Origin of the sequence: Streptomyces sp. 3MP-14, from assembly GCF_006334905.2 — a bacterium.
Classification (GTDB): domain Bacteria; phylum Actinomycetota; class Actinomycetes; order Streptomycetales; family Streptomycetaceae; genus Streptomyces; species Streptomyces triticirhizae.
On the sequence record NZ_VDLZ02000002.1, the window covers coordinates 228,315 to 247,114 of the forward strand.

Genomic DNA, 18,800 nt, shown 5'->3' on the forward strand with positions numbered 1-18,800 from the left:
TGCGGTGGGCTGAGGGCCCGTCACCGCGCCCGCGAGGCCGGGGGCTACGACACCTCGACGTAGTCCAGTTCGGCCCAGCGGCTGAGGTGCCCCAGGCGGATCGTGTTGGCGCCCGCCGTCAGGTCGACGTCGACGGACACCTCCGTCCAGTTCTCCCAGCCCCGGTCCGGGTAGGTCACCGTGCCCGCCGGCTGGCCGTTGACGGACAGGGCGTGTTGGGCCTCGCCGTAGCCGGCCGCGTAGCCGATGTGCAGGGTGTGCGGGCCGGCGCTGGCGGCGAAGACGCGGATGTCGACCCAGCTGTCGGCGAAGTCGATGCCGGCGGCCACCGCGCCCTGGGAGGCGGTGCCGGTCTGCCGCACGCTCGCGTTGTTGAGCGTGCCGCGCTCCGCCTCGTGGCGGACGCGGCTGCCGCGCACCACCGGGTAGTCGTTGTCCCAGCCGAGGTCGGCCACGTACAGACCGCGCCCGCCTGCCGGGAGGGCGCCGTGGAAGAAGATGCGGCCGTCCCCGATGTCAGCCCCGCCGGGCCCGCTGACCGCGCCGTCCAGGCTGGCGGTCGTCATCAGCGGCCGGTAGGCGCGGGTGTAGGGGCCGGTGAGGGACGCCGAGGTGGCGTAGCTGGTCTGGTAGTTGGGCGTGGTGTACACGCCGGCCGAGTAGAACAGCACATAGTGCGAGGCCCGCTTGACCAGCACCGGGGCCTCGATGACGCCGTCCTCGGACGGCAGGTTGTTCCGCAGCAGCTCGGTGCGGCCGCCGACGAAAGTGATCCCGTCGGCCTCGACGCGCTGGAGCCAGATGATGGTCGGCTGGCCGATCGCGTTGCCGTCGTTCTTGTAGAGCAGGTACCGGCTGCCGTCGGAGTCGACGAAGCTCGACGGGTCGATGTCGCCGCCCTCGCCCGGGTCGCAGACCAGCGGCCGGTCCGAGGTGGCCAGGAACGGCCCGTCGGGGCTGTCGGCGAGCGCCGCGCCCAGGCACATCCGGCCCGAGGCGGTGTCGGGCCCGGTGAAGTACATCAGGTACCGGCCGTCGGCCCGTTGGGAGACGTCCGGCGCCCAGAAGCCGCCGTCGCCGGTCCAGGCGGGCTTGTCGGGCAGCACGTCGCCGCGGATCGTCCACGGCCCGTCCGGGCCCGGCGCGGTGGCGTGCGGCACGCGGCCGTGGCGTGAACTGGTCGAGTAGGCGTGGTAGGTGTCGCCGACGACGATCACCTCGGGGTCGGGGAAGTCGTCGTCGATGGCGAGGCGCGGGGCCACCGCCGCCGCCGACACCCCTCCTTCGGCCGGCTCGGGCGAGGCGGGCGACGACGTCCCGGCGGCGGGGGAGAGCGGCAGCAGCGCGGTCAACGCGGCCACCACCCCCACCAGCACGAGTCTCGTGTGACGCATGGGGGAACCTCTCGGCTGGGAGACGGTAATGGTCTACACCGCTCCAGTCATAGCCCAATCCGGCCTTCCGCCACAGGGGTTGGGCCGCGATCCCGTCGACGCGCCGCGCCGCCGCGCGTCAACGGGACGGGTCGAGCGCCAACTTGCCCAGGTGGGTGCGGCCGGTCAGCGCCCGGTGCGCGGCGGCGGCCTCGGCCAGCGGGTAGACCCCGCCGTTCATCGGGCGCAGGACGCCCCGGCGCACTGCCTCGAAGAGGCCGGCCATGCTGGTCGGCAGGGCGTCGCCGGCCTCTCGCAGGTGCGGCAGCCAGAACGTGGAGACCGTGACCGAACGCTCCATCAGCGTGCGCGTCGGCAGGTCCGTGGGCACCCCGCCCACGCAGCCGTAGATCACCAGCCGCCCGCGCGGCGCCAGCGCCGCGATCGTCTCGTGCAGCACCGGGCCGCCCGTCATCTCCAGCGCCACTTCCACCGGGCCGCCCGCCGCGTCGCACACCCGGTCGGCCAGCCCCTCGGCGGCGGAGTCCACCGCGACCTCGGCACCCAGCGAGAGCGCCAGCTGCCGCCGCTCCTCCGTGCTGGCCAGCGCGATCACCCTGGCCCCTGCCTCCGTCGCGAGCTGCACCGCCATCGAGCCGAGCGCGCCGGCCGCCGCCGGCACCAACACCCGTTGCCCCGCCCGGATGCGGGCCACCGTGAAGAGCAGGTGCCAGGCGGCCTGCCCCTGGAGCGGCAGCGGCATCGCCTCGTCGTCGCTGATGTCGTCCGGCACCTCCCAGGTCATGCGTCGGTCCACCAGCGCGCGCTCCGCGTAGCCGCCGCCGAGGGTGAGGCCGACGACCCGCCGCCCCTCGGGCGTCCTGCCGACCACCTCGGTGCCGGGGACGTGCGGCAACTCCACGGGCGCGAGCGGGGAGTTGACCCGGGCGTGCACGTCCGTCCAGTTCACCCCGGCGCGGGTGACCTCGACCAGCTCGTGCGTCGGGCTCGGCCGGGGCTCGGGCACCCGCGTCACCCGCAGCACCTCGGGCCCTCCGAACCTCTCCATGACGACGGCGCGCATGATGCCCCCTTGTACTCCGGTGAACTGGTCACCCGGCGATCGGCGTTCGGCGTTCGACCTCCTGGTCGACACCCTGTCGCACACCATAAGTCATCGCACTGTCACTGTGGGTGTTCATGCGCTGGTGGCGGCCGGTGCGCTCGGGGCGGCGTGCGATGCTGGGGAGGTGGTCAGTGATCCCTTTGCCGCCGAGGGTGCCCGTCGCAACCCCGAGCTGCGCCGGGTGGCGATGCGGCGGCGGGTGGCGGAGGCCGGGTTCGTCCGGGTGGACGAGTTGGCCAAGGAGTTCGGCGTCAGCATCATGACCGTGCACCGGGATCTGGACGAGTTGGAGAAGCGCGGTTACCTCCACAAGGTGCGCGGCGGGGCGACCAGCGCGCCGACCACCACCTTCCACGGCGACCTGGAACACCGGATGCAGGCCCAGGTCGAGGCCAAGTCGGCCATCGCGCACGAGGTGTTGGCGACCGAGGTGGAGTCCGGGCAGGTCGTCGCCCTGGACGACTCGACCACCTCGCTGGTGCTGGCCAGGCTGCTGCCGCAGCGGGCGCCGTTGACCGTGGTCACCCACTTCCTGCCGGTGATACGGGCGTTGGCCGCCCAGCCGGGCATCGAGCTGATCGGGCTGGGCGGGCGCTACGACGCGGCCTACGACTCGTTCCTGGGCCGGGCCACCGCCGAGGCCGCGTCCGAGCTGCGGCCCGACGTGCTCTTCCTGTCCACCACGGCGGTCGCCGACGGCTTCTGCTACCTCCAGTCGCTGGGCACGATGATCACCCGGCGGGCGCTGATCGCCTCGGCCGGGCGAACGGTCGCGATGATCGACCACACCAAGTTCGACCGCCGCGCCCAGCACCGGCTGGTCGGCATAGCCGACCTGGACCGGGTGGTGGTGGACGACGGCACGGACGCCCTGACGGTCCGTGGGCTGCGGGCGCGCGGCGCCCGGGTCGACGTGGTGCGCACCTGAACGCACCGACCGTGCACTGCTAAGTCATGTGAAGTTAATCCGGTGAGCCCACCGGGGTAGATCTCCCACCATGCCCTGCCACCTGGCTTTTCGCGATCCCGGACGCGAGCCGGTCCCGGATCGGGACCAAGATCAATGTTAAAAGTTGCGAAATTCTGGAGCCCTGCCTGTAATACGCCTCACTTCGGGCTCGGGGCCGGGACGGGTGCCGGCGCCCGGACGGGCCCGAACGGGAACCACCACGGAAGGGGCACGAGACGGTGATGTCGGACGGACCGGTCGCGGTGTGCGTGGACGCGGGCACCACCGTGATCAAGGCGGTGGTCTTCGACGCCGACGGAAGGGAACGCGTGGTGACCCGGCGGGACACCGCCGTCGCCCACCCCCGGCGCGAGCGCGCCGAGCAGGACATGGACGAGGTCTGGCACGCGGTCGTCGCCACCGTGCGGGAGGCCGTCCAACGCGCCGGCGCCCCGGTGCGGTTCCTCGCCCTGACCGCCCAGGGCGACGGCGCCTGGCTCGTCGACGCCGCCCACCGCCCGGTCCGCCCCGCCGTGCTGTGGAACGACGGCCGCGCCGCCGACACCGTCACCCGCTGGGCCGAGGACGGCGTGCTGGAGGCCGCCTACCGGGTCAACGGCTCGCTCACCAACGCCGGCCTGCCCAACGCGGTGCTGCGCCACCTCGCCGACGAGGAGCCCGGGACGCTGGACGCCGCGCACTCCGTGCTCACCTGCGGCGGCTGGCTCTTCCTGCGCCTGACCGGCGTGTTGGGCATCGACCCCTCCGAGGCGTCCGCGCCCTGGCTGGACATCCACGCCGGCGCCTACTCCGACGACCTCCTCGACGCCTACGGACTGGGCCAACACCGCCGGCTGCTGCCCCCGTTGCTCACCGAAGAGAGCCGGGTCGCCGAGGTCACGGCCGAGGCCGCCGAGCGACTCGGCCTGCCCGCCGGCACGCCCGTCGTCCTCGCGCCCTACGACATCGTCTCCACCGCGCTCGGCGTCGGCGCCACCGAGCCAGGACAGGCGACCTGCGTGCTGGGCACCACCCTGTGCACCGAGGTCCTGATCGAGCGCCCCGACACCGGGGGCCAACCCGCGGGGCTCACCCTGGACTTCGGCGTGCCGGGCCGGCTGGTCCGCGCCTTCCCCACGCTCGCCGGCACCGGGGTGCTCGACTGGCTGGTCGCCCTGCTCGGCCTGCGCGACCACGCCGAGCTGACCGAACTCGCCGCCCGCGTCCCGGCCGGCGCCGAGGGCCTGCGGGTGCTGCCCTACCTCTCGCCCGCCGGCGAACGCGCCCCGTTCCTCGACCCGGCCGCCAGCGGCCTGGTCACCGGCGCGCTCTTCACCCATGGCAGGGAACACCTGGCCAGGGCCGTCCTCGAAGGACTCGCCCACGTCATCAGGGACTGCCTGGACGCCGCCCCGCACCGCCCCGTCGAGCTGGGCCTGTGCGGCGGCGGCGCCGCCAGCGACCTGTGGTGCCAACTCATCGCCGACATCACCGGCGTGCCCGCCGTCCGCACCGAGGACAGCCAGGTCGGCGCCAAGGGCGCGCTGCTCTTCGCCAGCACCCTCCTCGGCGACCACCCCGACCTCACCGCCGCCGCCCGCGCCCTGGTCAGGCCGAGCGCCCGCCGCGAACCCGACGCCGCCACCCGCGCGTTCCACGAGGCCGAGCACGCCGAGTTCCTCGCCACCAGGGACCTGACGGCGAGCCGCTGGGCCGGTTGGCGGGACCATGGCTGAGCCCGTGTGGATCGGCGTCGACCTCGGCACCCAGAGCGTCCGCGCGCTGGCCGTCGACGCGACCGGCCGCCAACGCGCCGCCGCCGCCCGCCCGTTGACCGGCCGGCGCGACGGGCCCCGGCACGAGCAGGACCCGGCCGACTGGTGGCGGCTGACCGCCGAGGCCCTGACCGAGGTCTCCGACGCGCTCGCCGGACGCCCCGTCGGCGCCCTCGCCGTCTGCGCCACCTCGGGCACCGTGCTGCTCACCGACCCCGACGGCACCCCCCGCACCCCCGGCGTGATGTACGACGACACCCGCGCCGCCGAACTCGCCGCCCCCGCCCAGCGGGCCGGCGCCGAGCTGTGGACCACCCTCGGCTACCGGATGCAGCCGGCCTGGGCACTGCCCAAGCTGCTGTGGTGGCACGAACGCGGCCTGCTCGACGGCGAGGCGCGGCTGGCCCACCAGCCCGACGTGGTCGCCGCCGCCCTCACCGGCCACCGGGTCGCCAGTGACTCCAGCCACGCCCTGAAGACCGGCTACGACCTGCTCGCCTCCCGCTGGCCGCACGAGGTGCTGGCCCGGCTCCGCCTCGACCCCGCGACCCTGCCCGACGTGGTCCGCCCCGGCACCGTCCTGGGCACCGTGAGCCGGGCCGCCGCCCGCGCCACCGGGCTGCCCGCCGGCACCCCCGTGGTCGCCGGCATGACCGACGGCTGCGCCGCCCAACTCGCCGCCGGCGCCCTGGAGATCGGCCAGTGGAACACGGTGCTGGGCACCACCCTCGCCCTCAAGGGCGTCAGCGCCCGGCTGCCCCGCGACCCCACCGGCGCCGTCTACTCGCACCGCGCCCCGCACGGTGACCGCTGGCTGCCCGGCGGTGCCTCCTCCACCGGCGCGGGCGCGGTGCGTGCCCTCTTCCCCGACGCCGACCAGGCGGCGCTGGCCGAACTGACCGAGGCCGCCGCCGGGGTCGCCGACGTGCCGGTCTGCTATCCGCTGGTCGGGCAGGGCGAACGGTTCCCGTTCGTCGCCCCGCAGGCGCGCGGCTTCCTCGGCGCCGGCCCGCTGGCCCTCGGGGACACCGACCCGGCCACCGCGTTCGCCGCCGTCCTCACCGGCGTCGCGCACATCGAACGGCTCTCCTTCGCGCTGCTGGCCCGCGCCGGCTGCGACGTCGGCGGCCCCGTCGCCTTCACCGGCGGCGCCGCCCGCAACGACTGGTGGAACCAGCTCCGCTGCGACCTGCTCGGCGTCCCCGTCTGGCTGCCCGTCAACCCCGAACCCGCCCTCGGCATGGCCGTGTTGGCGGCCGGCTCGATCGGCGGCGACCTCCCGGCGGCGGCCCGCCGACTCGTCAGCGTCCGCCGCACCCTGACCCCCGACCCCGCGCGCACCGAGGCCCTGCTGCCCGGCTACCGCGCCTTCGTCGAGGAACTCGCCGGCCGAGGCTGGCTCGACCCCGCCCTCGCCGAGGAGGCCAGCTGATGCCGACCCCACCCACCGGGCCCCACGGCGGGCCGAAAGGAAACGAACAGACCGTGAACGAACCGATCCCCGTCCTGCTCGCCGGCGACGACTTCGTGCTCAACCGGCTGCTGGTCGAGGCCCTCCACGCGCAGAGCGGCCCGTCCGCCTGGGAGGTGCGCGAACTCGAACTGCCCTGGCCACACGTCCCGTTCGGCAAGGTCGCCGAGGTGGACGAGGCCTCGGGCAGTGAGGACGCGATGATCGAGGCGCTCGCCGGGGCGCGGGTCTGCCTGACCCAGATGGCGCCGCTGACCGAACGGGTGCTGGCCGCCTGCCCCGAGCTCGAACTCTTCGCGGTCTCCCGGGGTGGCCCGGTCAACGCCAACCTCGCCGCCGCCACCGAGCACGGCGTGCGGGTCACGTTCGCGCCCGGGCGCAACGCCGAGGCGACCGCCGAGCACACCCTCGCGCTGATGCTCGCCGCGATGCGCCGCGTCCCGCAGGCGCAGGAGAGTATGCGCGCCGGCCGCTGGGACAGCGGCTTCTACGCCTACCAGGCCACCGGCCTGGAGATCGCCGGCTCCACCGTCGGCCTGGTCGGCGGCGGCGCCATCGGCGGCCGGGTCGCCAGGGCGCTCCTCGCGCTCGGCGCCACCGTGCTGGTCGCCGACCCCTACGCCGACCCGGCCGCGCTGCCGGCCGGCGCCCGCCTGGTCTCGCTGCCCGAGCTGCTGGCCTCCTCCTCCGTGGTCTCGCTGCACGCCCGACTCACCGAGGAGACCGCCGGGTTGATCGGCGCGGACGAACTCGCCGCCATGCCGCAGGGCTCCGTCCTCGTCAACTGCGCGCGCGGCGGCCTCCTCGACTACGGCGCGCTCGCCGACGCGCTTGCCGTCGGGCACCTCTTCGCCGCCGCGCTCGACGTCTTCGACGAGGAGCCACTGGCCGCCGACCACCCGCTGCGCACCGCGCCTAACGTGGTCCTCAGCCCGCACCTGGCCGGCGCCAGCCGGGCCACCGCCCGCCGCGCCGCCACCATGGTCGCCGCCGAGGCCGGCCGCTGGCTGCGCGGCGAGCCGCCGCTGCACTGCGCCAACCCGGCCGTGCTGAAGGCGTCATGACGGGCGGAACGGAGCCCGCCGCGACAACCCGGCTGCTGCTGGCCCGGCACGCCGAGACCGTCTGGCACGCCGAGAACCGCTACGCCGGCTCCCGCAGCGACCCCGACCTGACCGAGCGCGGCCTGCGGCAGGTCGAGGAGTTGGCGCGCGGCGCGGTCGCCGCCGGCGTGGACGCCGTCGTCAGCTCCCCGCTGCGCCGCGCCGTGCGCACCGCGACCCCGGCCGCCGAGGCGCTGGGCGTCGAGCTGCTGACCGTGCCCGAGCTGCGTGAGGCGGACTTCGGCGAGCTGGAGGGCCGCACCCGCGCCGAGGCCGACCCGGAGCTGGTGCGCCGCTTCGTCGCCGACCCCGTGGCCCACCCGTTCCCCGGGGCCGAGCCGCCCGCCGAGGCCGCCGCGCGGGTCAGCGGCGCGCTGCGCGCCGTCGCCGAACGCCTCCCCGGACACACCGTGTTGGTCGTCGGGCACAGCACCGGGCTCCGCCTGGCGCTGTGCTCCCTGCTGGGTCTGCCGGTCGCGCACTACCGGCGGACCTTCCCCCGGCTGGAGAACGTCGCGGTCACCGAACTCCGGCTGCCCGCCGACCCCTCGCACCCGGCCGCCCTGCTGTCGCTGAACCGCACCCTGCCGGCCCGAACCGCAGACACACCGCAGACAAGCCGTAGCTGAGCCGTAGATAAGGAAAGCACCGTGAGCCGACGCATTCTCGCACTGGCCCTGACCGCCGCGTTCGCCGTCTCCACGGCGACCGCCTGCGCATCGGAGGAGGACACCGACGACGGCGCGGGCGGCGGTGGCGAAGGCGCCACCATCGCCTTCCTGATGCCCGACATCGCCTCCCCGCGCTACGAGCTGTGGGACGCCCCGCTCTTCGAGGCCAGGATGAAGGAGCTGTGCGCCGACTGCTCCGTCATCTACCAGAACGCCAACGCCGACGCCTCCCGCCAACAGGAACAGGCCAACTCCGCGCTGGCCCAGGGCGCCGACGTGCTGGTCATCGACCCGGTGGACTCCGACGCCGCCGCCAGCATCGTCAACGCCTCCCGCTCCCAGGGCGTGCCCGTCATCGCCTACGACCGGCCCATCTCCAGCACCCCGGCCGACTACTACATATCGTTCGACAACGAGGCGATCGGCGAGTCCATCGGCCAGTCGCTCGTCGACCACCTCGACGAGACCGGCGCCGAGGGCGGGTTGCTCCAGGTCAACGGCTCGCCCACGGACGCGGCCGCCGGGCTGATCAAGCAGGGCATCCACAACGCGATCGACGACAGCGGCTACGAGCTGCTCGCCGAGTTCGACACCCCGGGCTGGCAGCCGGCCGACGCCCAGGACTGGGTCGCCGCCCAGGTCAACCGCTTCGAGGGCGACATCGCCGGCGTGGTCGCGGCCAACGACGGCACCGGCGGCGGCGCGATCGCCGCGTTCCAGGCCGCCGGCGTCCCGATCCCGCCGGTCACCGGCAACGACTTCGAGGTGGCCGCCGCCCAACGCATCGTCGCCGGGCAGCAGTACAACACCATCTCCAAGCCGATCAAGATCGTCGCCGAGGCGGCGGCCGAGGTCGCCTGGGAGTTCGCGCAGGGCGAGACCCCCGAGGGCGAGATCGAGCTGTTCGACACCCCGGCCCAGCTCTTCGAGCCGACCGTGGTCACCCTGGAGAACCTCCCCGACGTGCTCGCCGAGTCCGACCAGGTGAGCGCGGCCGACGTCTGCACCGCCGAGTACGCGGACGCCTGCGCCGAGGCCGGCATCGAGTGGGAGCAGTGAGATGACGGCTCCGGCCGCCGCCGCGTCCCAGGCCCCGACCCGGCCGATCCTCTCGCTGCGCGGCATCAGCAAGAACTTCGGCGCGGTCGCCGCGCTCACCGAGGTGGACCTCGACGTGGCGGCCGGCGAGGTCGTCGCGATCGTCGGCGACAACGGCGCGGGCAAGTCCACGCTGGTCAAGGTGCTCTCCGGGGTGCACCGCGCGGACACCGGCACGGTCACCTTCGCCGACCGCGAGGTGACCGTCGCCAGCCCCGCCGACGCGCACGCCCTCGGCATCGCCACCGTCTTCCAGGACCTGGCGCTGTGCGAGAACCTGAACGTCATCCAGAACCTGTTCCTGGGACGGGAGGTGCGGCGCGGCCGGCTCGACGAGGTCACCATGGAGATCAGGTCCTGGGAGCTGCTGCGCCAGCTGTCCGCGAAGATCCCCACCGTCCGCGTCCCCGTCGCCTCGCTCTCCGGCGGCCAGCGCCAGACCGTGGCGATCGCCCGCTCCCTGCTGGGCGACCCGAAGGTGATCATTCTCGACGAGCCGACGGCCGCCCTGGGCGTGGCCCAGACCGCCGAGGTGCTCAATCTGATCGAACGCCTCCGGGACCGTGGGCTGGGCGTGATCATGATCAGCCACAACATGGAGGACGTCCGCGCCGTCGCCGACCGCGTCGCCGTCCTCCGACTCGGCCGCAACAACGGGGTGTTCGACGCCGAAGCCCCCACGGAGGAGATCGTCGCCGCCATGATCGGCGCCAGCGACAACGCGGTCTCCCGGCGCGCCAGCCAACGGCGTCGTGAGCCGCGTGAGCCGCGTGAGCAGAGTCAGCCGGGTGAGCAGAGTCAGCCGGGTGAGCCGCGCACCCCGCGTCAGCGAAAGGAAGAAGAGTGATGGCCGACGTCAAGGAGGCCGCCGCCGCGCCGCTCGACCTGCTGGACGAACGCCTGCGGCGCGGCGAGGGCCTGGGGCCGGCGCTCGCCGGGATCTGGGGCCGCATCCGCTCCGGCGACCTGGGCGCGCTGCCGATCGTGCTCGGACTGGTCGTCATCTGGACGGTCTTCCAGTCGCTGAACTCGGTCTTCCTCTCCAGCGCCAACCTGGTCAACCTGCTGATGGAGTCCGCCTCCGTCGGCATCATCGCGCTCGGTGTGGTCTGCGTGCTGCTGGTCGGCCAGATCGACCTCTCGGTCGGCTCCGTCAGCGGGCTGTCGGCCGCGCTGACCGCCGTCACCTTCGTCAAGCAGGGCTGGCCGATGCCGCTGGCGATGGCCGCCGCGCTGGCCGCGGGGGCGGCCATCGGCTTCGTGTACGCGCAGATGGTGACCCGGCTGGGCGTGCCCAGCTTCGTGGCGACGCTGGCCGGGCTGCTCAGCTTCCTCGGCATCCAGCTGTGGCTGCTGGGCGACACCGGCGCGATCAACATCCCGTTCGACTCGGGGCTGGTGCACTTCGCACAACTCGCCTTCCTGCCCGAGTGGTTGAGCTATGTCCTGGTGGTGGTCGCCGCCGGCTGGCTCTTCGCCACCGGCTACGGCCTGGCCAGGACCCGCCGCGCGGCGGGCCTGTCCGCCCGCTCCACCACGCTGCTGGTGGCGCGCAGCGTCACCGTGCTGCTGGGGCTCGGCTTCGCCGTCTGGTACCTCAACCGGGCGCGCGGCGTCGGCTGGCTCTTCGTCAGCTTCGTGGTCCTGGTACTGATCCTCAACTACGCGCTGACGCGCACCGGTTGGGGCCGCTCGGTGTTCGCCGTCGGCGGCAACGCGGAGGCCGCGCGGCGCGCGGGGATCAATGTGCGCCGGGTCTACACCTCGGTGTTCGTGCTGTGCTCCACGTTCGCCGCGCTCGGCGGCATGATCGCGGCGGCCCGGCTGGCCGCCGCCAACCAGTCCACCGGCGCGGGCGACGTCAACCTCAACGCGATCGCCGCCGCCGTCATCGGCGGCACCAGTCTCTTCGGCGGCCGGGGCAGCGCGTTCTCGGCGCTGCTGGGCATCCTGGTCATCCAGTCCATCTCCAACGGGCTGACGCTCCTCGACCTCGATTCCTCATTCCGGTTCATCATCACCGGACTGGTACTGGCCCTCGCCGTGATGCTCGACTCCGTGGCCCGCCGCTCCCGGGTGGCCCACGGCCGCGCGGCCTAGCGTTCCGGGGAGCCCGGCCCGTTCCCCCGGGGGAACGGGCCGGCCGGTCCTGGCGTCTGTCCTGTGCGACAGGGAGGTTGACCGACCGTGACCTGGACCGAGGCGGACTATGTCGCCTACCTGGAGGCCGAACGCCGCCGCTACGCCTGGGTGATGCGGCGGCACGGCGGCCGCACGCCGGAGCGGGCCCGCGCGGCGGCGCTGGCGCACTACCCCTACGAGCCGGCCGACGCCCCGCACCGGGGCCTGGTCTTCCACGACGAGGCATGGCACTGGGCGATGCTGGAAATTCACGGGCACGCCTACTGGAGCGAACGGCCCGACCTGGAACGGCCGCCCCCCGAGTACCGCGCGCTGTCCTGAACGGAACCTTCGACCGGGGGGCGAACGGATCTTCGAGGAGACTGAGGCGCATGACCGCCACCGAAGACCACGCCCGGCCCGCGCCCGAGGGCCGGTTCAACGACTACGACGGCTTCGCCGAGGCATACGCCGCCGAGAACGAGACCAACATCTTCAACGCCTACTACGAGCGGCCCGCGATGCTCTCCCTCGTCGGGGACGTGGCCGGTCGCCGCGTCCTGGACGCCGGCTGCGGCGCGGGCGTGCTGTCGGACGCGCTGCGCGAGCGGGGCGCCGACGTCACCGGCGTCGACGCCAGCGCCGCGATGCTGGAGCTGGCGAGGCGGCGGCTGGGGCCCGAGGCGGACCTGCGGCTCGTCGACCTGAGCGGCCCCCTGCCGTTCGCCGACGGCGCGTTCGACGACGTGGTCGCCTCGCTGGTGCTGCACTACCTGGAGGACTGGGGGCCCACGCTGGGGGAGTTGCGACGGGTGCTGCGGCCCGGCGGCCGGCTGATCGCCTCGATGGATCACCCGTTCGCCGCCTACGCGACGCAGGACCCGCGTCCCGACTACTTCGCGACCACCAGCTACACCCTGGACTGGACGCTGGGCGGGCGGACCGTGCCGATGCGGTTCTGGCGCAGGCCGCTGCACGCGATGGTCGACGCCTGCACCACGGCCGGCTTCCACCTGACCCGGATCTTCGAACCACGGCCCGACCCGGCCGGCCGCGCCGCGCACCCCGAGGAGTTCGAGGAACTGGCGACCCGCATGTGCTTCGTGTTCCTCGTCCTGGAGGTGCCCACGACGGCCGCCGACCCGCACTGACCCGGGCCTCGTCCCGGCGCGCCGGCACGCCCGGCGGCGCCGGGTGGGAACCGCGCGGGGGGTGCGGCAAGTCCGGTGTGGGGAGGAGCCGTTGAGGCGGCGGGTCGACGGAGGCACGGGGCGGAGGCTCGGCGGAGTCTCGCGGGTGGGACAGGAGCGGTGGGAGGAACGAACGGTGGCGTCGGGTCCGTTGACGGCGAGTGATCCCGTGCGGGTGGGCCGGTACCGGCTGCTGGCCCGGCTGGGCCAGGGCGGCATGGGCCGGGTATATCTGGCCCGTTCGCCCGGCGGGCGGGCGGTGGCGGTGAAGGTGGTGCGGGACGCGCTGCTGCGGGAGCCGGGGTTCCGGCGCCGCTTCGAGCGGGAGGTGGCGGCGGCACGGCGCGTGACGGGCTACTTCACCGCGGCCGTGCTCGACGCCGACCCCGAGGGCGACCCGGCGTGGCTGGCCACCGAGTACGTTCCTGGCCTGGCGCTCCAGGAGGCGGTGGCCCGGCACGGGGCCTGGGCCGAGCCGGCGGTGCGCGGGCTGGGCGCCGCCCTGGCCGAGGCGTTGACCGCCGTGCACGCGGCCGGCCTGGTGCACCGCGACCTGAAGCCGTCCAACGTCCTGCTGGCGCCGGACGGCCCGCGCGTCATCGACTTCGGGATCGCGGTGGCCGTCGACGACACCAAGCTGACGCGCACCGGCGTCGTGGCCGGCAGCCCCGGCTACCTCCCGCCCGAACAACTCGTCGGCCAGCAGGTGGGGCCCGCCGGCGACGTGTTCGCGCTCGGCGCGCTGCTGGCGTACGCGGCGACCGGCGCCGGCCCGTTCGGCGGCGGGCCCGCGCACGGCGTGCACTACCGCGTCGTCCACGAGGCGCCCGACCTCGCCGGACTGCCCGACGGGCTCGCGGAGTTGGTGGCCCGCTGCCTCGCCAAGGACCCGAGGCGGCGGCCCCCGGTGCCGGAACTCCTCGCGGAGCTCGGCCGCTGGGAGGCCGCCGACGGCAGCCCCGGCACGTTCGCCGAAGGCGCCTGGCTGCCGCCGGCCGTCGCCGCCGAGGTCGAGGCGCTGCGCGCGGCCCCACTGCCCGAGGGACCCGGCGCGGCGGGCCCGGCTGCCCGCGCGGCCGACGCCCCGCCGCCGACCGCCGTCGCCACGGCGGCACTCGCCGCCCCGCCGCGCGGGCCGGCCCGGCGCCGGCGGACGGCCCTCGCGGCCGGCGCCGCCGTCCTCACCGCCCTGGCCGTCGTCGCGGGACTGCTCCTGGCCGGCGAGCTCCTCGACGACGACGCTGACGGCGCCACCGCCGACGACGACGCCGCGCGGGACGGCGAAACGCCCGGCGGCGCAGCGCGCGACCTCGCCGTCTCGGAGCTGTGGACGCACGAGGCGGAGCTCGCCGGCCGGCCCCTGACCGCCGACGGCACGGTGCTGATGGCGGACGGGAACGGGCGGCCTGCGCGCGCTGGACGCCGCCACCGGAGAGCCCCGGTGGACCAACGAGGCGCTGGGCGACGCGCGGCTCGAAGTCCTCGACGAGGGCCGGGCGTTGGTCACCGACGGGGCGAGCGGCACGCTGCACGCCGTCGACCTCGGCTCAGGGGAGCGGCTGTGGAGCCTGGGCGCCGAGGCCCACACGCCGGAGGGGACGGAGCGGAGCGTCACCGTCCGCGTCGCCCTGACCGGGGAGACCGTCCTGGTGAACACCCTGTATGACACGGGGGACGACTCCTTCGTGTCCGCCGTCTCGGCTCTGGACGGCCCCACGGGGCGCGTGCGGTGGACCCGGGAGGCCGACCGGCTCATGGCCCCCGCGCTGACCGTGGCCGACGGCGTCGTCTTCTGCGGCATGTGGCGGGACGACGGCAGCTTCTTCACCGCGCTGGACGTGGACAGCGGCGAGGCGCTGTGGGAGCACCGGCGAGCCGCCGACGGCGATCCGTCGAGGGGCGAGGCGACCACGATCGCCGTCGCGGACGGCACGGCCTACTTCGGCGACAGTGACGGGAAGCTCCACGCCTTCGACGCCCGGCGCGGCACCCCGCTGTGGAGCTTCGCACCGGATGTGCGGATCGAGGAGTGGCTGGAACCGGTCGTCGTCGCCGACGGCGTGGTCCTCGGTGCCACCGGGGACGGATCGGGAACGGGCGGCCCCGGTGAGGTGCACGCGGTCGCCGCCGACTCCGGCGAGCCGCTCTGGACGGAGCCGACGGAGGACGAACCCCTGGTGCACGCGCCGCTGGACGGCGCCGCGCTCTACAGCGTCGCCACCGGCACCCTGCACGCCCTCGACCTGCGCACCGGCGAGTCCCCGACGGAGACCCGCCTGTCCACCGGCAACCCCGACCCGGCCGTCGTCGGCGACCGCGTGTACTTCGACGGCGGCGACGGCCGCCTCCGCGCGGGCGGAATCTCGCTCGGCGGCGGCTGAGCCGGGCCAACGGGCCCGCCCGGCCGGCCGTTTGCCGCGGCCGCGTCAGGTGAACGCGCGGCAGCGGCCCGCTGGGTGGGCGGGGGCGGCGATTGTCAGTGGCGTGGTCCATGCTGTTACCCAGATCGCCACCGAGGGTCGCAACAGGCCCGCTGGGCTGGTGGTTTCCCATGGGGACCGGTCTGGTTCCGGCTGCCCGCAGGGCCGTTGGGGAGACGTTCGGGGAGAGCCCGGGGGAGTACCCCGGGAGGATTCCGGAAGAACACGGAAGAACGCGGAAGAACGCGGAAGAACGCGGAAAAGGGGAAACGGGTGGAGAACGGGGAACGGGCCGCATGGGAGCGGCGCCCCACGGCGCGGGTCGTGCCGGCGGCGCGGCCGCGCAAGGTGGTGAAGGTGCCGTTCGTCGAGCTGGTGGACGGCCGGTTGCAGGGGGTGGTCTCCAGCGGCTCGGACATCGCGCGGGTCTATGTGTCGGCGGTCGAGGCCGGCAGCCACGACGTCAGCTGCGGCACCAACAACAACCGGCCCTGCGGCGGGATTCGCCCCGGCGGCTGCAAGCACGTCGAGGCGCTGGTGAAGGAGGCCGTCCTCCAGTACGGGGAGGAGCGGGTCGCGCGGTTCCTCCGAGTCGAGCCGGGCGAGGGCGAGTTGACGGCCCGGCTGCGCGGCGGCGGGATCAACCGCGACCGGCCGGCCGCCGAGGTCTTCAGCCGCTTCCTGCGGCACCTGGCCTATCTGGAGGTCCCGGCGAGCACGGCGCCGCTGCCCGAGCTGCGGTGGTTCCCGGCGACGGGGGCGGTGCGCTGATGCTGGGCATCCAGCTGGAGAAGCTGCTGGGCGCCGCGCCGGCCGGGGTGGTCGAGGCGCTGGACGCGGTGGACGGGTTCGACCGGGCGCTGGTCACCGGGCTCGGCCGGCCGACGCCGGAGCAGTCGGCGGCGCTGACCGCGCTGGCCGGCTGCGTCGCCGGGACCCCGCTGGGTCCGGTGGCGGCCGAGGCGGTGGAGAAGATCGCGGCCGGCTCGGTCTCCGACGAGCGGCTGGCCGCGCTCGCGGCGGCCCGCGCCGCGCTGCTCGGCGCCGTGTACGACGCCCAACTCGCCGCGTTGGACACGGCGTTGGGCCGCGAACGGGAGGAGTGCGCGGAGCCGGGCGGCGGCGAGCCGCTGGGCGAGCGGCTGCTGGACGGCGCCCGCTCCTGGCTGCGGGAGGTGGCCCTGGTCGGCTGGCGCGGCCTGGGCGACGACAGCCTGCGCGGCCTGGACCAGGCGCTCACCGCGCTCTGGGCCGAGCCGGCCGCCCGCCGGCTGGCCGTGCTGCTGGACGGCCTCGCCGGCGAGCTGCGGGCCTGCCTCCCGCTGTCCACCTGGGAGCGGCTGCCGGTCCGCCGCTGGGCCGACCTGTGGGCGAATGCGGTGCTGCTCTGCCAGCCGGGCGCGGCCGAGGCGGCCGAGGCGGCCGAGGCGTCCGCCGAGGTCGGCGGGCGGCTGCTGCCGCTGGGCGCCGAGCTCCACGAGCACCCCACGGCCGTCCAACTGGTTGTGCACGCCCTGCTGGAGCGGGACGGCGGCCAGCCGGCGCTGCTGGTGCGGGTCGGCGTGGGCGCGGCCAAGGTCGAGACGCTGACCGGGCCCACGCTGTGGCGGCTGCTGGGCGGGTTCCCCGCGCTGCTGCGGGCGCTGGCCGAGCGCCGCGCGCTCACCGTCACCGGGCTCCCGCTGCTGGCCGGCGGCGAGCTGGTCTGGAACGAGTCCCGCGTTGCGCTCGACGAGGCGGCCGACCCGTTCGTCACCGCGCGGACCCAGCTGGCCGGCGCCCGCGCGCCGGCGGTGCCGCCGCTGCGGCGCCATCCGGTGCAGCTCGCCGAGCCGGTGCTCCTGGAGGGGTACCGGGTGCGGGACGGCGCGCTCACGCTCGACGGGCACGCGCTGCCGCTCGACCTCGAACACCTGCCGTCCGCAGGGCCGTTGACCCCGCAGCTGGTGAAGAGTTCCACGGCCTGTCTGGGGCTGCTGTGCTGGGAGGACGGCGGCTGGTCGCTGCGGCCCCTCGGGGTGCGGGCCACCGCCCGCAAACAGCAGGTCGAGGCCCACACCGGGGACTGGGCCCAGGGCCCGACCGACCCCAAGGTCGCCAAGGCGGAGGCGAAGTGGGGCGATCCCGTCGAGACCCTGCGGGAACGAGCGGGACGGCTGCTGCGCGCATGAACGAGACGGAGCAGGTAACGACGACCGCAGGCCCGGAGACGACGGACGCCGCGCCCGGGGACCGGACGGCGGAGAACCGACGGCAGGTCCTCTACTGGCGGCTGCTGGCCCGCCTCTTCGACGGCGAGGAGCAGCCGGCCCTGGAGAGCGCCGGCGTCGCCATCGCCGAGGACGTCGGGCTGCCGCCCGCCGTGCTCGACCCCGGCCTCTCGATGGACAACCTGGTCCAGCGCTTCCCCGAACTGGCCGAGGAGCTGGCCGGGTTGGGCGGCCCGGAGGGCGAAGGGGACCCGGTGCGCCGGGCCGCGCTGGTCACCAAGCTGCTGCTGAACACGTTCGCCACCGGCACCGGGTCGGTCACGGCCGGCCAGCTCTCCGACTGGCAACGGGACGCCGACTGGTGCCGCAGGGCGCTGGCCGGCGGCCAGGACCCGGGCGAGCTGTCCGGGTATCTGACCCGCCTGGAGGGCGACCTGGTGAAGCGGATGCGGCTGCGCGAGGTCCTCGCCGACCCCGCCCGCGCCCGCGCGCTCACCCCCAGCATGTCGCTGATCGAGCAGCTCCTCCACGACAAGGACAACCTCTCGGGCGTCGCGCTGGCCAGCGCCAAGGGCCTGATCCGTCGCTTTGTCGACGAGGTGGCCGAGGTGCTGCGCACCCAGGTGGAGAAGACCAGCGTCGGCAGCATCGACCGCTCGGTGCCGCCCAAGCGGGTCTTCCGCAACCTCGACATCCAACGCACCGTCTGGAAGAACCTCACCCACTACAACCCCGAGGACCGCCGGCTCTACGTGGACCGGCTCTACTACCGGCACACCGCGCGCCGCACCACGCCCGCCCGGCTGGTGGTGGTCGTCGACCAGTCGGGGTCGATGGTGGACTCGATGGTCAACTGCACCATCCTGGCCTCGATCTTCGCCGGCTTGCCCAAGGTCGACGTCCATCTCGTCGCCTACGACACCAGGGCGCTGGACCTCACGCCCTGGGTGCACGACCCGTTCGAGGTGCTGCTGCGCACCCGGCTGGGCGGCGGCACGGACGGCACGGCCGCCATGGCCCTGGCCCGGCCCAAGATCGCCGACCCGGACAACACCGTGCTGGTGTGGATCTCCGACTTCTACGACAACCCGGCGCTCATGGACGACTTCAGGTCCGTCCACCGCTCGGGGGCCAGGCTCATCCCCGTCGGCTCCGTCAACAGCTCCGGCCGGGGCAGCGTCAACCCGACGTTCCGCCAGCGCCTCAAGGAGCAGGGCACGCCGGTCATCTCGGGCCACATCCGCAAGCTCGTCTTCGAACTCAAGAACTTCCTCGCCTAGGAGAACGAACAAG

The 18,800-nt window shown here is 74.6% G+C and carries 16 protein-coding genes and 2 pseudogenes; 16 read left to right on the plus strand and 2 right to left on the minus strand.

The annotated features are described in order from the left end of the window. Positions 1-44: 44 nt before the first annotated feature. Together FH609_RS03400 and FH609_RS03405 are read right to left on the minus strand one after the other, a co-directional pair. Positions 45-1,394: a family 43 glycosylhydrolase gene (locus FH609_RS03400; RefSeq protein WP_139673768.1), complete on the minus strand. Its 1,350-nt coding sequence runs from the start codon at positions 1,392-1,394 to the stop codon at positions 45-47. 118 nt (positions 1,395-1,512) lie between these two features. Beyond that, on the minus strand, positions 1,513-2,457 hold the full coding sequence (locus tag FH609_RS03405) for a quinone oxidoreductase family protein (RefSeq protein ID WP_139673771.1): 945 nt from the start codon (positions 2,455-2,457) through the stop codon (positions 1,513-1,515). A gap of 166 nt (positions 2,458-2,623) precedes the next feature. Here FH609_RS03405 and FH609_RS03410 point away from each other — a divergent pair, with 166 nt between their 5' ends. From FH609_RS03410 to FH609_RS03480, 16 genes and pseudogenes are all read left to right on the plus strand, one after another. Further along, entirely contained in the window at positions 2,624-3,427 is an 804-nt protein-coding gene (locus FH609_RS03410) for a DeoR/GlpR family DNA-binding transcription regulator (RefSeq protein WP_226961364.1), read from the plus strand. A 263-nt stretch (positions 3,428-3,690) separates the two neighbouring features. Further along, positions 3,691-5,184, plus strand: coding sequence for an FGGY-family carbohydrate kinase (locus tag FH609_RS03415; RefSeq protein WP_139673774.1), 1,494 nt, complete (start codon positions 3,691-3,693; stop codon positions 5,182-5,184). Further along, positions 5,177-6,655 carry an FGGY-family carbohydrate kinase gene (locus FH609_RS03420; protein ID WP_193318087.1) on the plus strand — a complete coding sequence of 493 codons (1,479 nt, stop codon included), beginning with the start codon at positions 5,177-5,179 and terminating at the stop codon, positions 6,653-6,655. Before FH609_RS03415 ends, FH609_RS03420 begins: the two co-directional genes overlap by 8 nt. Positions 6,656-6,708: 53 nt before the next feature. After that, positions 6,709-7,758 carry an NAD(P)-dependent oxidoreductase gene (locus FH609_RS03425; protein ID WP_226961365.1) on the plus strand — a complete coding sequence of 350 codons (1,050 nt, stop codon included), beginning with the start codon at positions 6,709-6,711 and terminating at the stop codon, positions 7,756-7,758. Next, positions 7,755-8,426 (plus strand): histidine phosphatase family protein, encoded by a 672-nt coding sequence (locus FH609_RS03430; protein ID WP_139673780.1) that lies wholly within the window; start codon positions 7,755-7,757, stop codon positions 8,424-8,426. The genes FH609_RS03425 and FH609_RS03430 overlap by 4 nt, the downstream gene beginning before the upstream one ends. A gap of 21 nt (positions 8,427-8,447) precedes the next feature. Then, complete coding sequence (locus tag FH609_RS03435) at positions 8,448-9,527, plus strand: substrate-binding domain-containing protein (protein ID WP_226961366.1); 1,080 nt, start codon at positions 8,448-8,450, stop codon at positions 9,525-9,527. Position 9,528: 1 nt separating this feature from the next. After that, positions 9,529-10,413 (plus strand): ATP-binding cassette domain-containing protein, encoded by an 885-nt coding sequence (locus FH609_RS03440; protein ID WP_139673783.1) that lies wholly within the window; start codon positions 9,529-9,531, stop codon positions 10,411-10,413. Further along, positions 10,413-11,666 (plus strand): sugar ABC transporter permease, encoded by a 1,254-nt coding sequence (locus FH609_RS03445; protein ID WP_139673786.1) that lies wholly within the window; start codon positions 10,413-10,415, stop codon positions 11,664-11,666. The genes FH609_RS03440 and FH609_RS03445 overlap by 1 nt, the downstream gene beginning before the upstream one ends. Before the next feature lie 87 nt (positions 11,667-11,753). Beyond that, positions 11,754-12,029 (plus strand): hypothetical protein, encoded by a 276-nt coding sequence (locus FH609_RS03450; protein ID WP_139673788.1) that lies wholly within the window; start codon positions 11,754-11,756, stop codon positions 12,027-12,029. A 50-nt stretch (positions 12,030-12,079) separates the two neighbouring features. Then, a complete protein-coding gene (locus tag FH609_RS03455) occupies positions 12,080-12,838 on the plus strand; it encodes a class I SAM-dependent methyltransferase (RefSeq protein WP_226961367.1) in 759 nt (252 codons plus the stop codon). Positions 12,839-13,094: 256 nt separating this feature from the next. Then, a pseudogene (locus FH609_RS32360) lies at positions 13,095-13,748 on the plus strand (serine/threonine-protein kinase); the annotation flags it as partial. 544 nt (positions 13,749-14,292) lie between these two features. Continuing rightward, a pseudogene (locus FH609_RS32365) lies at positions 14,293-14,475 on the plus strand (hypothetical protein); the annotation flags it as partial. A 51-nt stretch (positions 14,476-14,526) separates the two neighbouring features. Beyond that, positions 14,527-15,258, plus strand: coding sequence for a PQQ-binding-like beta-propeller repeat protein (locus tag FH609_RS03465; RefSeq protein WP_193318088.1), 732 nt, complete (start codon positions 14,527-14,529; stop codon positions 15,256-15,258). 312 nt (positions 15,259-15,570) lie between these two features. After that, entirely contained in the window at positions 15,571-16,068 is a 498-nt protein-coding gene (locus FH609_RS03470; protein WP_122182548.1) for a hypothetical protein, read from the plus strand. Next, entirely contained in the window at positions 16,068-17,468 is a 1,401-nt protein-coding gene (locus tag FH609_RS03475; RefSeq protein WP_139673797.1) for a hypothetical protein, read from the plus strand. The genes FH609_RS03470 and FH609_RS03475 overlap by 1 nt, the downstream gene beginning before the upstream one ends. Continuing rightward, complete coding sequence (locus tag FH609_RS03480) at positions 17,465-18,787, plus strand: VWA domain-containing protein (protein WP_139673800.1); 1,323 nt, start codon at positions 17,465-17,467, stop codon at positions 18,785-18,787. The genes FH609_RS03475 and FH609_RS03480 overlap by 4 nt, the downstream gene beginning before the upstream one ends. Positions 18,788-18,800 lie beyond the last annotated feature (13 nt).